This is a genomic window from Sphingobium algorifonticola (genome assembly GCF_004005485.1).
GTDB classification, from domain to species: domain Bacteria; phylum Pseudomonadota; class Alphaproteobacteria; order Sphingomonadales; family Sphingomonadaceae; genus Sphingobium; species Sphingobium algorifonticola.
Genome location: NZ_RZUL01000001.1, coordinates 810,398 through 824,565 on the forward strand (window position 1 = coordinate 810,398; position 14,168 = coordinate 824,565).

A 14,168-nucleotide genomic window follows, 5' to 3' on the forward strand; every position below is an offset into this window, starting at 1 on the left:
GCCATGCTTATGCCATGCTCCCATTTGCGGCCGCGCCCCGGGGCGCTGCGCAGCCTCGTCGCTCTCCCCGTGCTAATGCTGCTGGGCGCGTGCAATGCCGTTGTGCTCGATCCCGCGGGCGATGTCGCCGCGCAGCAGCGCGATCTGGTGCTGATCTCGACCGGGCTGATGCTGCTCATCATCGTGCCGGTCATGGCGTTGACCGTGCTGTTCGCCTGGCGGTATCGCGCGGCGAACAAGGCCGCGCGCTACGAGCCGGACTGGGACCATTCGACGCAGCTCGAACTGATCATCTGGGCTGCGCCGCTGCTCATCATCATCTGCCTCGGCGCACTGACATGGGTGAGCACGCATCTGCTTGATCCCTATCGCCCGCTCGGCCGCGTCTCGGCGGGGCAGGCCCTGTCCAAACAGGCCCAAGCACAGCCGCTCGAAGTGCAGGTCGTGGCGCTCGACTGGAAATGGCTGTTCTTCTATCCCGAATATGGGATCGCCACCGTCAATGAGTTGGCCGCGCCGGTCGATCGGCCCATCCGCTTCCGCATCACATCGTCGTCGGTCATGAACTCCTTCTACATTCCGGCGCTGGCAGGCCAGATCTATGCCATGCCGGGCATGGAGACGAAGCTGCACGCTGTCATCAACAAGCCGGGCAATTATGTCGGCTTTTCTGCCAACTATAGCGGTGCCGGCTTTTCGGGCATGCGCTTCCGCTTTCACGGCCTGTCGGACGCAGATTTCGGCGCATGGGTTCAGAATGCGCGGACGAAGGGCGGCGCACTCGATCGCGCCGCCTATCTGAAGCTCGAACGCCCAAGCGAAAATGTGCCGGTGCAGCGGTTCGCGCGCGTCGAACCGGGCCTATATGACGCGGCGCTCAACATGTGCGTCGAGCCGGGCAAGATGTGCATGCATGACATGATGCAGATCGACGCCAAGGGTGGCCTCGGCATGGCGGCGGTCCACAATGTACGGGCGCTTTCCTACGACAAATATGCCCGGCGCGGATCATCGGGCGCGGCGGTGCTGGGGAGCAATGCCGCCTATGTCGGCGCGCTCTGTTCACCGGGCGACGCAAAGGCGATGCTGGCGCTCAGGCACGACCGCCCGGTACCGCTGCCCGATCCGGGCGGGCTTATCGGCGCGGGCCTGCCGCAGCCGGGCCGCACCCCATCCATAGCGTCGCTCGACGCACCTGCCATTTTGTAAGGCCGCTTCCCATGGATACGCCCAATGCTGCGGATTTCGTTCCCGTCAGCCCGATCTTCGGACGCTTCACCCTAGAATCGCTCCCGCTGCACGAACCGATTGTCGTCGCCACCTTCGCCGTCGTCGCGCTCGGCGGTGCGGCGCTGGTCGGTGCGCTCACCTACTACCGCGTCTGGGGCTATCTTTGGAAAGAATGGTTCACCAGCGTCGATCATAAGAAGATTGGGATCATGTACATGATCCTGGGGATCATCATGCTGCTGCGCGGCTTTGCCGACGCGATCATGATGCGGCTGCAACAGGCGATCGCCTTCAACGGCTCCGAAGGCTATCTGAACGCGCATCATTATGACCAGGTGTTCACTGCGCATGGCGTGATCATGATCTTCTTCGTGGCGATGCCGCTGGTGACCGGCCTCATGAACTATGTCGTCCCGCTGCAGATCGGCGCGCGCGATGTGTCCTTCCCGTTCCTCAACAATTTCAGCTTCTGGATGACGACGGCGGGCGCGGTGATCATCATGATGTCGCTGTTCGTCGGCGAGTTCGCGACGACTGGCTGGCTCGCCTATCCGCCGCTGTCGGGCATCGGCTACAGCCCCGGCGTCGGCGTCGATTATTATATCTGGGGGCTGCAGGTGGCAGGCGTCGGCACCACTCTGTCGGGCATCAATCTGATCGCGACCATCGTGAAGATGCGGGCGCCGGGCATGGGCATGATGAAGATGCCGGTGTTCACCTGGACATCGCTCTGCACCAACATCCTGATCGTCGCGTCCTTCCCGGTGCTGACCGCCGTGCTCGCGCTGCTGACGCTCGACCGCTATGTCGGCACCAACTTCTTCACCAACGATTTCGGCGGCAACCCGATGATGTACGTGAACCTCATCTGGATATGGGGCCATCCGGAAGTCTACATCCTCATCCTGCCGCTGTTCGGCGTGTTCTCCGAAGTCACCTCGACTTTCTCGGGCAAACGGCTCTTCGGCTATACTTCGATGGTCTATGCGACGGTGGTCATCACCATCCTCGCCTATGTCGTGTGGCTGCACCATTTCTTCACCATGGGCTCGGGTGCCAGCGTCAACAGCTTCTTCGGCATCACCACGATGGTCATCTCGATCCCGACGGGGGCGAAGATCTTCAACTGGCTCTTCACCATGTATCGCGGGCGCATCCGTTTCGAACTGCCGATGATGTGGACCGTCGCCTTCATGCTGACCTTCGTGGTGGGCGGGATGACGGGCGTGCTGCTGGCCGTGCCGCCTGCCGATTTCGTCCTGCACAATTCGCTGTTCCTGGTAGCGCATTTCCACAACGTCATCATCGGCGGCGTCTTGTTCGGCCTGTTCGCGGGCATCAATTACTGGGCGCCCAAGGCAATCGGCTTCCGGCTCGATCCGGTCTGGGGCAAGCGGTCCTTCTGGTTGTGGGTGGTGGGCTTCTGGGTCGCGTTCATGCCGCTCTATGTGCTCGGCCTGATGGGCGTCACGCGCCGGATGCGCGTGTTCGACGATCCGTCCTACCAGATCTGGTTTCAGGTCGCGGCGCTGGGTGCGTTCATGATCGCAGGCGGCATCGCCTGCATGCTGATCCAGTTCTACGTCAGCTTCCGCAACCGCCATGCGCTGCGCGACGGCAGCGGCGACCCCTGGGAAGGCCGCACGCTCGAATGGTCGACATCCTCGCCGCCGCCCGACTATAACTTCGCTTTCACCCCCGTGGTGCATGACAATGATGCCTGGTCGGACATGAAGGCACGCGGCTATGATCGTCCGCTCGATGGCTACCGGCCGATCCACATGCCCAGCAACACCGGCACCGGCGTCATCCTGTCGGGTCTCAGCATCGTCTTCGGCGCGGCGATGGTCTGGTATGTCTGGTGGCTGGCGGGTCTCTCGTTCGCGGGCATTCTGCTCGTCGCGATCGGCCACACGTTCAATTACAAGCGGGATTTCCACATCCCGGCCAAGACCGTCGCCGATACCGAGGCGGCGCGCACCCGGCTGCTGATGGCGGAGGCGCGCTGATGTCCGCCCGCGCCCTGAAAGCCGACACCGAAACCCCGGTCGAGTTCTACCTGCGCGAGGAACACGACCATCCCGAAGGGTCCAGCACCATGCTGGGCTTCTGGATCTATCTGATGAGCGACTGCCTCATCTTCGCGATCCTGTTTGCCTGCTACGCCGTGCTGGGCGGCAACTATGCCGCCGGGCCCGCGCCGCGCGACCTGTTCGATTTGCCGTTGGTCGCGCTCAATACCGCCATGCTGCTGTTCTCCTCGATCACCTACGGCTTTGCTATGCTGGCGATGGAAGAGAAGAAGGCCGGCCAGACTCAGGCCTGGCTCGCCGTCACCGGCCTCTTCGGCCTCGCCTTTCTGGGGATCGAACTGTACGAGTTCAGCCATCTGATCCACGAAGGCGCAACGCCGCAGCGCAGCGCCTTCCTCTCCGCCTTCTTCACGCTGGTCGGCACCCACGGGCTGCACGTCACTTTCGGTCTGCTCTGGCTGGTCGTGCTGATGGTGCAGGTGGCGCGCAAGGGGCTGATCGCGGCAAACCGCCGCCGCCTCATGTGCCTCTCCTTGTTCTGGCATTTCCTCGACGTCATCTGGATCGGCGTGTTCACCTTTGTCTATCTGATGGGAATGTTGCGATGAGCACCGAAACGCATGTCGAGCATGAAGATGTCGTCGAAGCGCACGGCAGCCGCAAAGGCTATCTGACCGGCTTCGCACTGTCGGTGGTGCTGACGGCCATCCCCTTCTGGCTGGTGATGACCGGGGCGCTGCCCGCTGCGGCGACGGCCTATCTCATCATGATCTTCGCGGCGGTGCAGATCATCGTCCACATGGTCTTTTTCCTCCACATGAGCAGCAAGTCTGAAGGCGGGTGGACGCTGATGGCGCTGATCTTCACCGTCGTGCTGGTGGGTATCGCATTCAGCGGGTCGCTGTGGGTCATGTATCACCTTACCGACAATATGATGCCGATGACGGCGCAAGAGATGCGCCAGATACCGTGACAGGGCAGATAGCGTGACAGGCCAGATACGGTGACAGGCGCGCCGCGACCGGCTGGTTGGCTGGCCGTCGTCGGCGGCGTCTGGCTGCTGCTGTTTGTGGGGCTGATCGCGCTGGGCACCTGGCAGGTGCAGCGTCGGACATGGAAACAGGCGCTGATCGAACAGGTGAACGCGCGCATCCACGCGCCGCCGGTCACCGCGCCCGGCCCGGCAGCATGGCCTGCCGTCACGGCCGCAAGCGATGGCTATCGCCGGGTGACCGTGCGGGGACATTTCCGGCCGGACGGCGATACGCTGGTGCAGGCCGTGACGGCGCTCGGCAGCGGCTATTGGGTGATGGCCCCGCTCGAAACGGAACAGGGCTTCACCGTCCTCGTCAACCGGGGCTTTGTGCCGCCCGAACGGCGCGGCGATTATCCGCGCCTGTCAGGCACCGTCACGATCACGGGGCTGCTGCGCCTGACCGAGCCGAACGGCGGCTTTCTGCGACGCAACGATCCCGCCGCCGACCGCTGGCATTCGCGTGATGTCGCAGCGATCGCCGCCGCGCGCGGGTTGCGCACGGTCGCACCCTATTTCATCGATGCCGAACGCGAACCCGACGACCGGAACGGCGATCCCGCCCTCCCTGTCGCGGGGCTGACGGTCGTCGTCTTTTCCGACAATCATCTGGTCTATGCGCTCACCTGGTATGGCCTCGCCATCCTGCTTGTGGTCGTCGGCTTTCTGTTCGGGAAAGAGGAATGGCGTCGGCACGTCCATGCGCCTAAACTCAGGCGATGACGGCCGCTTTGCCTTCCCTTGCCGCGCGGCTCGACAGCCTGACGGGCGTCGTGTCGCTGGCCTCGCCCGATGCGGCCGGGCACCGCAACATGGTGCAGCTCGTGCAGTTGCGCTGGCTGGCCGTGGGCGGGCAGCTCGCGACGATCCTGATCGTCCATTATGGCATGGGGGTGCGCCTGCCCCTTGGCGCCATGCTGGCGCTGGTGATGACGCTGGTGATCCTCAATCTCGTCAGCATGGCCGCGTTGCGACGGCGGCGGGGGATTGCGAATGCAGAGCTGTTTGCCGCCCTGCTGCTCGATGTCGCCGCGCTGACGGCGCAACTCTACATGAGCGGCGGTGCGACCAACCCGTTCGTATCGCTGTTCCTGCTTCAGGTCGTGCTGGGGTCGGTGCTCCTCGACCGCTGGTCGAGCTGGGCCGTGGTCGCCGTCACCTGCCTGTGCTTTGCGTTTCTCGTGATTGCCTATCGTCCGCTCGCCCTGCCCGCCAGCATGGACCAGAGCCTGTTCCGCCTGCACGTGCAGGGCATGTGGGCCTGTTTCGCGCTGATGGCGGTACTGCTGGTGCTGTTCGTCACGCGGATCAGCGGCAATCTGCGCGCGCGCGACGCCTATCTGGCGGATATGCGGCAACAGGCGGCGGAGCAGGATCATATCGTGCGGATCGGCCTGCTCGCCACCGGCGCGGCGCATGAACTGGGCACGCCGCTGGCGTCGCTGTCGGTTGCGCTGAACGACTGGCAACGCATGCCGCAGATCGCCCAGACCCCCGACATGGCGCAGGAAGTCGCCGAAATGCAGGCGGAGGTGCAGCGGTGCAAGGCGATCGTTACCGGCATTCTGCTGTCCGCCGGTGCCGAGCGCAGCGACGGATCGAAACCCACCACCGTCTATGGCTTTTTTGAGGCGCTGGTGGCGCAATGGCGGATCACCCGGCCCTATGCCGACCTGCATTATGACAACCGCTTCGGCGCGGACATGGCGATCGTGGCGGACGCAACGCTCCGGCAGGTGATCGACAATCTGCTCGACAATGCGTTCGAAGCCTCCACGGGAATCGTCAGCCTGCTGGTGATGCGCGAGGTGGATCAGATTGGGGCGGATCAGCTTGCAATTGTCGTGCGTGACACCGGTCCCGGCTTTCCGCCGGACATTCTCGCCAATATCGGCAAGCCTTATTATTCCACCAAGAGCCGCCCCGGTGCAGGCCTTGGCCTGTTTCTGGTGGTCAATGTGATGCGCAAGCTGGGCGGGGCGGTGGTCGCGCGCAACCGCGCGGGCGGCGGCGCGGAGGTGATCGTCACCTTGCCCCTCGCCGCGCTGGCGCTGCCGCAGGAAAGGGCCGCGCCCGATGGACGCTGAACCCCCGAACGAACAGCCGCCCGACCGCCTGCTGGTCATCGTGGAGGATGACGAAGCCTTTGCCCGCACCTTGCGCCGGTCGTTCGAACGGCGCGGCTACAGCGTTCTGACGGCGGCGGAGCCGGAGGCGCTCGGCGTGCTGCTGCGCGATCACAGCCCGCACTATGCCGTGGTTGACCTGAAACTCGGGCAGGCATCCGGGCTGGTCTGTGTGCAGGCATTGCACGCGCATGATCCCGCGATGCTGATCGTGGTGCTGACCGGCTATGCCAGCATCGCCACGGCGGTGGAGGCGATCAAGCTGGGGGCCTGCCACTATCTCGCCAAGCCGTCGAACACCGACGATATCGAGGCGGCGTTCCGCAAGGCGCAGGGCGACATGGCGGGTGGAGACGTCGCCGCGCCGCTCGATACCCGGCCCACCTCGATCAAGACGCTGGAATGGGAGCGCATCCATCAGACTCTGGCGGAAACCGGGTTCAACATTTCCGAAACGGCGCGGCGGCTGGGCATGCATCGCCGGACTTTGGCCCGCAAGCTGGAGAAGCGGCAGGTCCGCTGAGGGCCGAGCGCAATGCCGTTCCGGGCGGTGGCTGCACCCAGCCGCCCGGCGCGCACGGAGCGGTTCATGCCCCGTGCACGTTGTCCGTCAGAACTTGCCGCGCAGCGTGATGCCATAGGTGCGCGGTTCGGCGAGATAGGCCGAGATCAGCTGGTTGGCCATCGGCGCACCCTGCCGGAACTGGCCGGTGCTCGATGTCGCCGGGCTGCTTGATTGCAACGGGCTGCTGAAGGCGACCTGCGTATAGTCGGTATTGAAGATGTTCTGGCCCCAGAACTCGACCGCCCATTTCTGGTCGGGGCCGCGGATGCCGACGCGCGCGTTGAAGATCGCGAAGCCATCCTGTTCCTTTTCGGGGAACAGGTCCGACCCGGTATTATAGTCGCTCGTTAGACGCCCGTCGATGTAGAACAGCGCGGACAGGCCGCCGGTGCCGATATCCGGCGTCCAGGCGAAGCTGCCGGTCGTCACCAGCTCCGGCGCGTTGGAGTTGGTATTGCCGGGCAGCAGGAACAGCGCGGGATCGAGCGGCACCTGCCCGTTGCTGCTGCCGACCAGCCGGTTGGCAAACTTCGCCCGCGTATAGGTGAGCCCGCCGGTAACACGCACGTTGCGCACCGGCGAGGCGGACATTTCCAGCTCGACACCCTGGCTGATCAGGCCGGGCGCCACATCGTCGCTGGCGCAACGGCCACCACCGGCCGCCGTCGATCCCGTCGTCAGCGCGGCATCGCAGCCATTGATATTCTGGACGACAAAGCCGGTGCCGTTGAAGGTATTGAGCTGGAAGTTCTTGAACTCCTGCCGGAAGGCGGCGACATTGATGCTCCATTTGGGCTGGGTGAACTTCAGGCCAAGCTCATAGGCGTCGACCTTTTCCGCCGCGAAGCGCAGGCTCGTCACGTCCGCATTGGAACGCGGCGAGAAGACCGCCGGAACCAGGTTGGTCCCCGTGGTGCCAAGCTGGAAGCGATCGAGATTATAGCCGCCCGCCTTGTACCCGCGCGAGAAGCTGGCGTAGGTCAGCAGGTTGTTGAGCGGCTTCCACGACAGCACGCCGGTGCCGGAAAACTCGCCGTCGCTGAACCGGTCGTTGAGGTCGAGCGCGTTCAGGCTGGTGCTGCTGTTGCCCAGGCAGCCCAGCGTCAATATGCCGCCCGCCAGTGCCTGTGCGCTGCCCAGCGCCGGATTGGTCGCAAGCGACGGCAGGCTGCTGCTCTGCAGCGCGGCGCAGGTGGCATTGTTGTTGTTGAGATCCGCCGAGAACCGCTTGCGCTCCTTCGTGTAGCGCAGGCCGATCGTCAGATCGAGCCGGTCGGTCAGATGCACGATGTTATGCGTGAAGATCGCCCAGTTGCGGCTGTTCTGGAAATAGCGGTTGTCCACGTCGCCCGTGCCGCTGGGAAGGGCGGCCAGCGCGCGCAGGCCATTGCCCAGCCCGGTCGAGATCGCTCCGGCCTGCCCTGCGGCCGCGGCGGGAGAAAGACCCGCACCGATGAACGCGGCGGTCAGCCCGCTGTTGAGGTTCCCCTGCGTCGCGGCAATCAGGGGGGTGGTCGCCGCCCCGCTGGAACAGGCGGCCAGCTGCGCCGACGTGAAGTTGCTGTTCACTCCGGACCCGGCCATCAGGCGGCAGGCGGCGAACCGGCCGTAATCGGCCCCGAAGCGGATATTGTCGCGCAATGTCAGCTTCTCATTGGCGAAATAGCCGCCGATCAACCAGTCGAGCTTGTCGGAGAAGGCCGACCCTTGCAGACGCAATTCCTGCGTGAAGGTCTTGAACTGGCGGAACGTGCCCGGATCGCGATAGAGCAGATCGGCGGTCCCATAGTCGTAATCGCCGTAATCCTGGCTCTTGTAGTCGCGATAGGCGGTGATGCTGGTCAGCGTCGCGCCGCCGAAATCATAATTCAGCTCGCCCGAAACGCCCCAGTCCTTCAGCTTGCTGACATAATTGCGGCCCGCCGTGATGCTCAGTTCACGGTCATAGGGGTCGGCGGGGAAGATGCCGCCTTGCCCCTGAAGGATCGAAACGATGCGATTGAACGGCGCGACGGTGAAACTCTCGCCACCGGCCGGGCGCCGTTCCCGCGTTTCGATATAGGCCGCGCCGCAGCAGCTTTCGTCACGGTTGGTATAATCGCCGATCAGGCGGACCGACAGCGCGTCATTGGGCTCCAGCAGCAACTGGCCGCGCAGGAAATAGCGATCGCGATTGTTCGTTTCGCCAACCTGATTGCCGGTGCCGTCCACCAGCTTGAAAAAGCCGTCCCGCTTTGACCAGACGCCGTCGATGCTGGCGGCGATCGTCTCGGTGATCGGGCCGGTGATGCGGCCTGCCAGACGCCAGTAGTCGTAATTGCCATAGGTGATCTCGGCATTGCCGCCCAGTTCGAACTCGGGCTTCTTGCTCACGATGTTGAGCAGACCGGCCGACGCATTGCGGCCGAACAGCGTGCCCTGCGGCCCGCGCAGCACTTCGACGCGCTCGATCTCACCCAGCTCGTTGAGACCCGCGCCGGTGCGCGAGCGGTATACGCCGTCGATGAACACCGCCACCGAGCTTTCCAGGCCCGGATTGTCGCCGACCGTGCCGATGCCGCGGATGCGCGCGGACCCGTTCGCCTCGGTGCCCGTCGAGGAAACGAGCAGCGACGGGGCAAGCTGGTTGAGCTGACGGATATCGCTTGCGCCGCTGTTCTGGAGCGACTGCGCCGTCACGGCCGAAACGGCAATCGGCACGTCGGACAGGGGGCTGGCGCGCCGCGTTGCGGTGACGATGATGTCACTCTCGTTCCCGCCGGCCGCTTCCGCTTGCGGGGCGTCGCCCTGCGGCACGGCATCCTGCGCCTGTGCGGGGCAAATGGCGACAGTCATCAACGCTGCCGCTCCGGCGGTTTGCAACCAAAGCGTCTTGTTCATCGGGGCACCCTCTCTTGTCTGCGTGGCTGTGACGCCACGTCGTTCGATGGCAGCGATCCTAGGATTTTATACCGGGTATGGCAAGAGACGCACGGATTCTTGGGAGCCTGCGACCATTATACAACAGTCGGTATGGTGCTGCACCGCACCACGGACGCATTCCGTACCGTCACCCTCGGGCTGTCAGATTATGCCGCAACGCGACAGGGCACCGGCCAGCGGAAACCGCAGCAGCCTGTCTTCAGTCGCCAGCAGCGCCTCGGCACCGTCCCCCACAAGCGCGCGAATCTGCGGATGGCCCGCATCCAGCCCGCCGGTCAGCGCGCCGAACGCGGGCAGGATCAGGCGCGTGACGCCCATCACGAAACAGGGACGTCCGACATGCCGACCGCGCAGCGACAGACGCAGCTTGGGATGGAAATGCCCGGAAATCTCCGGCTGGCCGTCCGCCGCCACAGCCTCGTGCCGCAACATGATGCCATCGACCAGCGCCTCGGTGACCACCCGTCCGCCCAGCGCTGCATGATCGAGCCGCCGGGCCAGCGCGGCATCATGATTGCCTGTCACCCAGGTCCACATATGGTGCCGGGTCAGCGCCGCCAGCCGCATCCGCACATCGGCGGGCAGTCGGGAGGGACCGTCGCTGTCGTGAAAACTGTCCCCCAGGCACCAGATTTCGCGCGCGCCGGTCGCATCCAGCAGCGCCTCTATCGCTTCCAACGTCGCCATACTGTCATAGGGGGGGAGCATCTGGCCCGACCGCGCATACCAGCTTGCCTTCTCGAAATGGAGATCGGCGATCAGCACCGCGTTGCGGCGCGGCCAGAACAGCGCGCCACGCGGCAGGATGTGCATGTCATGTCCGGCGAACGAAACAGGAACCATGCGCTCTGCTATGGCGTGACTGACGCAGGGTTTCAACTGTGCGATGGGTCGATTATAGCGCCGCCATGTCTGGCCCCGCCCCGCAATCCGAACCCTTTACCGTTGCCGCGCTGTATCGCTTTGCCGATTTCCCCGATCCGGGGGCAATCCGCATGCCGCTGCTCGCCCTGTGCGAAGCCGAAGATGTGCGCGGCACGCTGCTGCTCGCGCGCGAAGGGATCAACGGCACGATCGCCGGGCCTGCTGACGGAATTGCGCAGGTGATCGCGCATATCCGCAGCTTGCCCGATTGCCAGGATCTCGACGTCAAATATGCGCAGACTGATCGCATGCCGTTCGGGCGGATGAAGGTGCGGGTGAAGCGGGAGATCGTGACCATGGGGCACGCCGGTCTCGATCCCGCGCGGCATGCGGGCACTTATGTCGATCCGGCCGACTGGAACGCGCTGATCGCGGACCCCGACACGATCCTGATCGATACGCGCAACGCCTATGAAGTCGCGATCGGCAGCTTTGCGGGCGCGATCGACCCCGGCACCGCCAGCTTCAGCGCCTTTCCCGCCTGGTTCGATGCCTTTGCCGCCGATCTCGCCGCGCAGGGCCGCCGCCCGAAAGTCGCCATGTTCTGCACCGGCGGCATCCGCTGTGAAAAATCCACCGCCTATGCCCGCGCGCGCGGGATCGACGAGGTCTATCATCTAAGGGGCGGCATCCTGCGCTATCTGGAGGAAGTGCCCGAAGCCGAGAGCCTGTGGCAAGGCGACTGTTTCGTGTTCGACGAACGCGTCGCGGTCGGCCATGGCCTGCGCCCTGGCGATCATGTGCTCTGCCGCGACTGCGGTGCGGCGGTGCGCCCCGGCGGGCCGCACGCCTGCACCTCTCAGGGCTGAAGCGCGGCCAGTTGCCGGTTCGGCAGGGCAACCTGCTCGGGCAGGAGGAAATCGACGCTTTTCGCGCCGAAGTCGATGGCCACTCGCGCAAACACCCGCAGCGCATTGATGCCGAGCAGCAGCGCGGGCTTATCCGACAGGCCCAGTTCGGCAAAGGGTGCCGCCTCCGCAAAGACGACGGGCAGGTCGGACATGGTAAGGTTGCCCATCTTCACTTCGTCGATCATGCCCCATTGGCCGACCAGCGTGTCGCCCGTCACGCTCGTCATCGTTGCAGTACCGACGAAGCGATCCTTGCGCTTGCGCGTCAGCTTGCGCAGCAGGGCGGCATTGCCCACGCTATATTCCGCCCCGGTATCGAGGATGACGTTGACCCGCTGCCCGTCGGCCGTCGAATTGAGCAGGATGAGCTGGCCAAGCTTGCTGCGCGCGGTGACGACGATGGCGTCCGCCTCGTCGCTGCCCCGACGTCGGCGGCTGGGGCCGATTTCCATCCGGCCGGTGCGGAAATTGAGGACGAGCCGCTTGGACTGAAGGCCATCGAGACCCAGCAACCCCTCCGCCCCCAGATGTTCGCCAGCAAAGACCGGGGCCTGGATGTCGCGGATATGGCTGCTGCCGAAGGAGAGATGCGGCACGATCACCGTGCTGACGTCGCTGCTGCCGGTCATGCTCATCACCCGCACCGTGGCATCGGCGACCAGCGCGAGGCGATCGGCCAGTTCCCGCGAGATGACGGTCCGCTGCGATCCGGTGTCGACGACGAAGGCATAAGGCCCCGTGTCCGATATGCGGATGGGCACTGTCACACGGTCATCGGTGTCCGTGCCGGTGCGAACCACAGCGGGCGGATCGGCGGGATCGAGCGCCGCGCCATCGCCATGATCCTGCGCGAAACAGGGCACGGCAACCAACACCGCTATGGAGGTCATCGCGCTGCGCCAGGCGTTCGCCATCGTCACTCTCCCCGAACCGGCCATCGCATGTGCAGCGGGCCGTGTCTCGACGCCTTCTACAATAGCACCATGGCCGCCGCTGCTCAATCGGCCGCTCGATCGTCTATCGCGCGCGCCACGGCCCGCTGTTGCGCCGCGATCCATGCGTCGATCCGCTGGCCTGAGCGGTCGAGGGGGCCTGCGCCAGCAACGCATCGTGACAGGCAAACCATGGTACAGATGAGCCTCGGCGTGGGCCGATCATTATCCGGCTCGACATCGCAATTCAGAACATATAAGGAACATGCTCCATTTCGGAGGATATGCGCCGGATCGATAAAGCAGCCAGGCGGATGTTGCCGACGCACAGAGGCCGGGATGGGCAGTTTGATCCATTATGGTTGCAAACTGGCAGGACGGCGCGTCGGCTTTGCCGCATGGAGTGAAGAACAAACACTGCACAGGGGGATCAAATGACGCATGAAATCATGGCCTTCGCCCATGCGGGCGCTTTGGAAGCGATCGATAGTCTTTCTGCGGAACCGACGATGGTGACATGGGCCGACCGGCTCGTTCAGTCCGCACCGGAATGGATGCAGGATCGGCGGCCGTCCATGCTGGTCATCGCCGACCCGGCAGCGCATCCCCGGTTCGCGGCACTGGCCGAAGGCTTCGGTGCGCGGCAATTGGGCAGCGTCAGCCTCGCGCAGGCCAGCGACCGTCTGACGCGGATCGCCGACGTCGATATCATCCTGCTCGATGCGGCCGATACCCTGGATCTGCGCGTTCTTCTGCCGCAGGTGGCGGCGATGGTCACCGACGGCGACAGTCGGCTGATCCTGGCAACGCCACAGGATGCACTGGACGCGACATTTTCCGCACTCGCGGCCCACGGTCTGCTCGACGATACCGTTCAGTGGCTTTGCGCGCCGGATGATGCCGACTGGGCGGCGGCATTCGCCCTCGCCTGCAGGGGCAAGCGGCGCACCATGGCGCTGCACGATGTCGGACGCGAAAGCGACAACAATCGCCTGCAACGGTTGAGCGAGGACGTTGAACGGCTCGCCCGGACGCTGGATCAACTGCGTGCGGGTCTCGCCGGGGACTTTGGCAAGGCGCACGGCGGCAATGGCAGGGCGGACGGCGCCGTGCGGGATCGCAACGCCGCTTATAATCCGCCGCATGCACCGGGCTGGCCGATAGTGTCTTCGCCTGCGCAGGGTGCCGAGGGCGAGGAACGGATGACGGCGCAGACCGTGCGGGATTTGTTGCGCTCACGCCGGCTGCGCGACCAGTTCTTCGGCGACGACCTGTTCGGGGATCCGGCATGGGACATGATGCTGGATCTGATGGCGGCCCGGCTGGCCGGAGAACGCGTGTCGGTATCGAGCCTGTGCATCGCGTCCGCCGTGCCGCCGACCACCGCGCTCCGCTGGATCCGCGATCTGACCGGGCGCGGCATTTTCGAACGCAGGCCGGACCCTCTCGACGGCCGCCGCGTCTTCATCGCACTGTCCGACGATGCCGCAGAGGCCATGCAACGCTGGTATGGGGCCAGCCGCCGCGCCCGGCGTGAGGGATCGGCGTGAAA

12 protein-coding genes are annotated in these 14,168 nt (G+C 64.8%); 9 read left to right on the top strand and 3 right to left on the bottom strand.

The window, feature by feature from the left end; genetic code table 11:
- Positions 1–3 precede the first annotated feature (3 nt).
- The 7 genes from cyoA to ENE74_RS03850 are packed head-to-tail and all read left to right on the top strand — an operon-like array spanning position 4 to position 6,945.
- Positions 4–1,209, top strand: a complete 1,206-nt coding sequence (cyoA, locus tag ENE74_RS03820; protein WP_127689279.1) for a ubiquinol oxidase subunit II — start codon at positions 4–6, stop codon at positions 1,207–1,209.
- Between the two features lie 11 nt (positions 1,210–1,220).
- On the top strand, positions 1,221–3,239 hold the full coding sequence (cyoB, locus tag ENE74_RS03825) for a cytochrome o ubiquinol oxidase subunit I (protein WP_127689280.1): 2,019 nt from the start codon (positions 1,221–1,223) through the stop codon (positions 3,237–3,239).
- Positions 3,239–3,871 carry a cytochrome o ubiquinol oxidase subunit III gene (cyoC, locus tag ENE74_RS03830; RefSeq protein WP_127689281.1) on the top strand — a complete coding sequence of 211 codons (633 nt, stop codon included), beginning with the start codon at positions 3,239–3,241 and terminating at the stop codon, positions 3,869–3,871. Before cyoB ends, cyoC begins: the two co-directional genes overlap by 1 nt.
- Entirely contained in the window at positions 3,868–4,236 is a 369-nt protein-coding gene (cyoD, locus tag ENE74_RS03835; protein WP_127689282.1) for a cytochrome o ubiquinol oxidase subunit IV, read from the top strand. The genes cyoC and cyoD overlap by 4 nt, the downstream gene beginning before the upstream one ends.
- Before the next feature lie 30 nt (positions 4,237–4,266).
- Complete coding sequence (locus tag ENE74_RS03840) at positions 4,267–5,019, top strand: SURF1 family protein (protein ID WP_127689283.1); 753 nt, start codon at positions 4,267–4,269, stop codon at positions 5,017–5,019.
- Positions 5,016–6,383: an ATP-binding protein gene (locus ENE74_RS03845; RefSeq protein WP_127689284.1), complete on the top strand. Its 1,368-nt coding sequence runs from the start codon at positions 5,016–5,018 to the stop codon at positions 6,381–6,383. The genes ENE74_RS03840 and ENE74_RS03845 overlap by 4 nt, the downstream gene beginning before the upstream one ends.
- On the top strand, positions 6,373–6,945 hold the full coding sequence (locus ENE74_RS03850) for a response regulator transcription factor (protein WP_127689285.1): 573 nt from the start codon (positions 6,373–6,375) through the stop codon (positions 6,943–6,945). Before ENE74_RS03845 ends, ENE74_RS03850 begins: the two co-directional genes overlap by 11 nt.
- Positions 6,946–7,032: 87 nt before the next feature.
- On the opposite strand, the gene ENE74_RS03855 is transcribed toward ENE74_RS03850, so the two are convergent.
- Positions 7,033–9,867 carry a TonB-dependent receptor gene (locus ENE74_RS03855; protein ID WP_127689286.1) on the bottom strand — a complete coding sequence of 945 codons (2,835 nt, stop codon included), beginning with the start codon at positions 9,865–9,867 and terminating at the stop codon, positions 7,033–7,035.
- Positions 9,868–10,050: 183 nt separating this feature from the next.
- Positions 10,051–10,752, bottom strand: a complete 702-nt coding sequence (gene pdeM, locus ENE74_RS03860) for a ligase-associated DNA damage response endonuclease PdeM (protein ID WP_127689287.1) — start codon at positions 10,750–10,752, stop codon at positions 10,051–10,053.
- 65 nt (positions 10,753–10,817) lie between these two features.
- Here pdeM and trhO point away from each other — a divergent pair, with 65 nt between their 5' ends.
- Complete coding sequence (gene trhO / locus ENE74_RS03865; RefSeq protein WP_127689288.1) at positions 10,818–11,642, top strand: oxygen-dependent tRNA uridine(34) hydroxylase TrhO; 825 nt, start codon at positions 10,818–10,820, stop codon at positions 11,640–11,642.
- Here trhO and ENE74_RS03870 read toward each other — a convergent pair.
- The gene (locus ENE74_RS03870; protein ID WP_241241808.1) at positions 11,633–12,742 is read right to left on the bottom strand and encodes an aspartyl protease family protein; all 1,110 of its coding nucleotides are present in this window, start codon (positions 12,740–12,742) and stop codon (positions 11,633–11,635) included. The genes trhO and ENE74_RS03870 overlap by 10 nt on opposite strands.
- A 308-nt stretch (positions 12,743–13,050) precedes the next feature.
- Here ENE74_RS03870 and ENE74_RS03875 point away from each other — a divergent pair, with 308 nt between their 5' ends.
- On the top strand, positions 13,051–14,166 hold the full coding sequence (locus tag ENE74_RS03875) for a helix-turn-helix domain-containing protein (RefSeq protein WP_127689289.1): 1,116 nt from the start codon (positions 13,051–13,053) through the stop codon (positions 14,164–14,166).
- Positions 14,167–14,168 lie beyond the last annotated feature (2 nt).

Excerpts from the sequence above, each read along its gene's own strand:
- cyoA (WP_127689279.1), top strand. The coding sequence starts at position 4 with ATGCTTATGCCATGCTCCCATTTGCGGCCGCGCCCCGGGGCGCTGCGC.
- cyoB (WP_127689280.1), top strand. The coding sequence starts at position 1,221 with ATGGATACGCCCAATGCTGCGGATTTCGTTCCCGTCAGCCCGATCTTC.
- cyoC (WP_127689281.1), top strand. The coding sequence starts at position 3,239 with ATGTCCGCCCGCGCCCTGAAAGCCGACACCGAAACCCCGGTCGAGTTC.
- cyoD (WP_127689282.1), top strand. The coding sequence starts at position 3,868 with ATGAGCACCGAAACGCATGTCGAGCATGAAGATGTCGTCGAAGCGCAC.
- ENE74_RS03845 (WP_127689284.1), top strand. The coding sequence starts at position 5,016 with ATGACGGCCGCTTTGCCTTCCCTTGCCGCGCGGCTCGACAGCCTGACG.
- ENE74_RS03850 (WP_127689285.1), top strand. The coding sequence starts at position 6,373 with ATGGACGCTGAACCCCCGAACGAACAGCCGCCCGACCGCCTGCTGGTC.
- ENE74_RS03855 (WP_127689286.1), bottom strand. The coding sequence starts at position 9,867 with ATGAACAAGACGCTTTGGTTGCAAACCGCCGGAGCGGCAGCGTTGATG.
- pdeM (WP_127689287.1), bottom strand. The coding sequence starts at position 10,752 with ATGGTTCCTGTTTCGTTCGCCGGACATGACATGCACATCCTGCCGCGT.
- trhO (WP_127689288.1), top strand. The coding sequence starts at position 10,818 with ATGTCTGGCCCCGCCCCGCAATCCGAACCCTTTACCGTTGCCGCGCTG.
- ENE74_RS03870 (WP_241241808.1), bottom strand. The coding sequence starts at position 12,742 with ATGGATCGCGGCGCAACAGCGGGCCGTGGCGCGCGCGATAGACGATCG.
- ENE74_RS03875 (WP_127689289.1), top strand. The coding sequence starts at position 13,051 with ATGACGCATGAAATCATGGCCTTCGCCCATGCGGGCGCTTTGGAAGCG.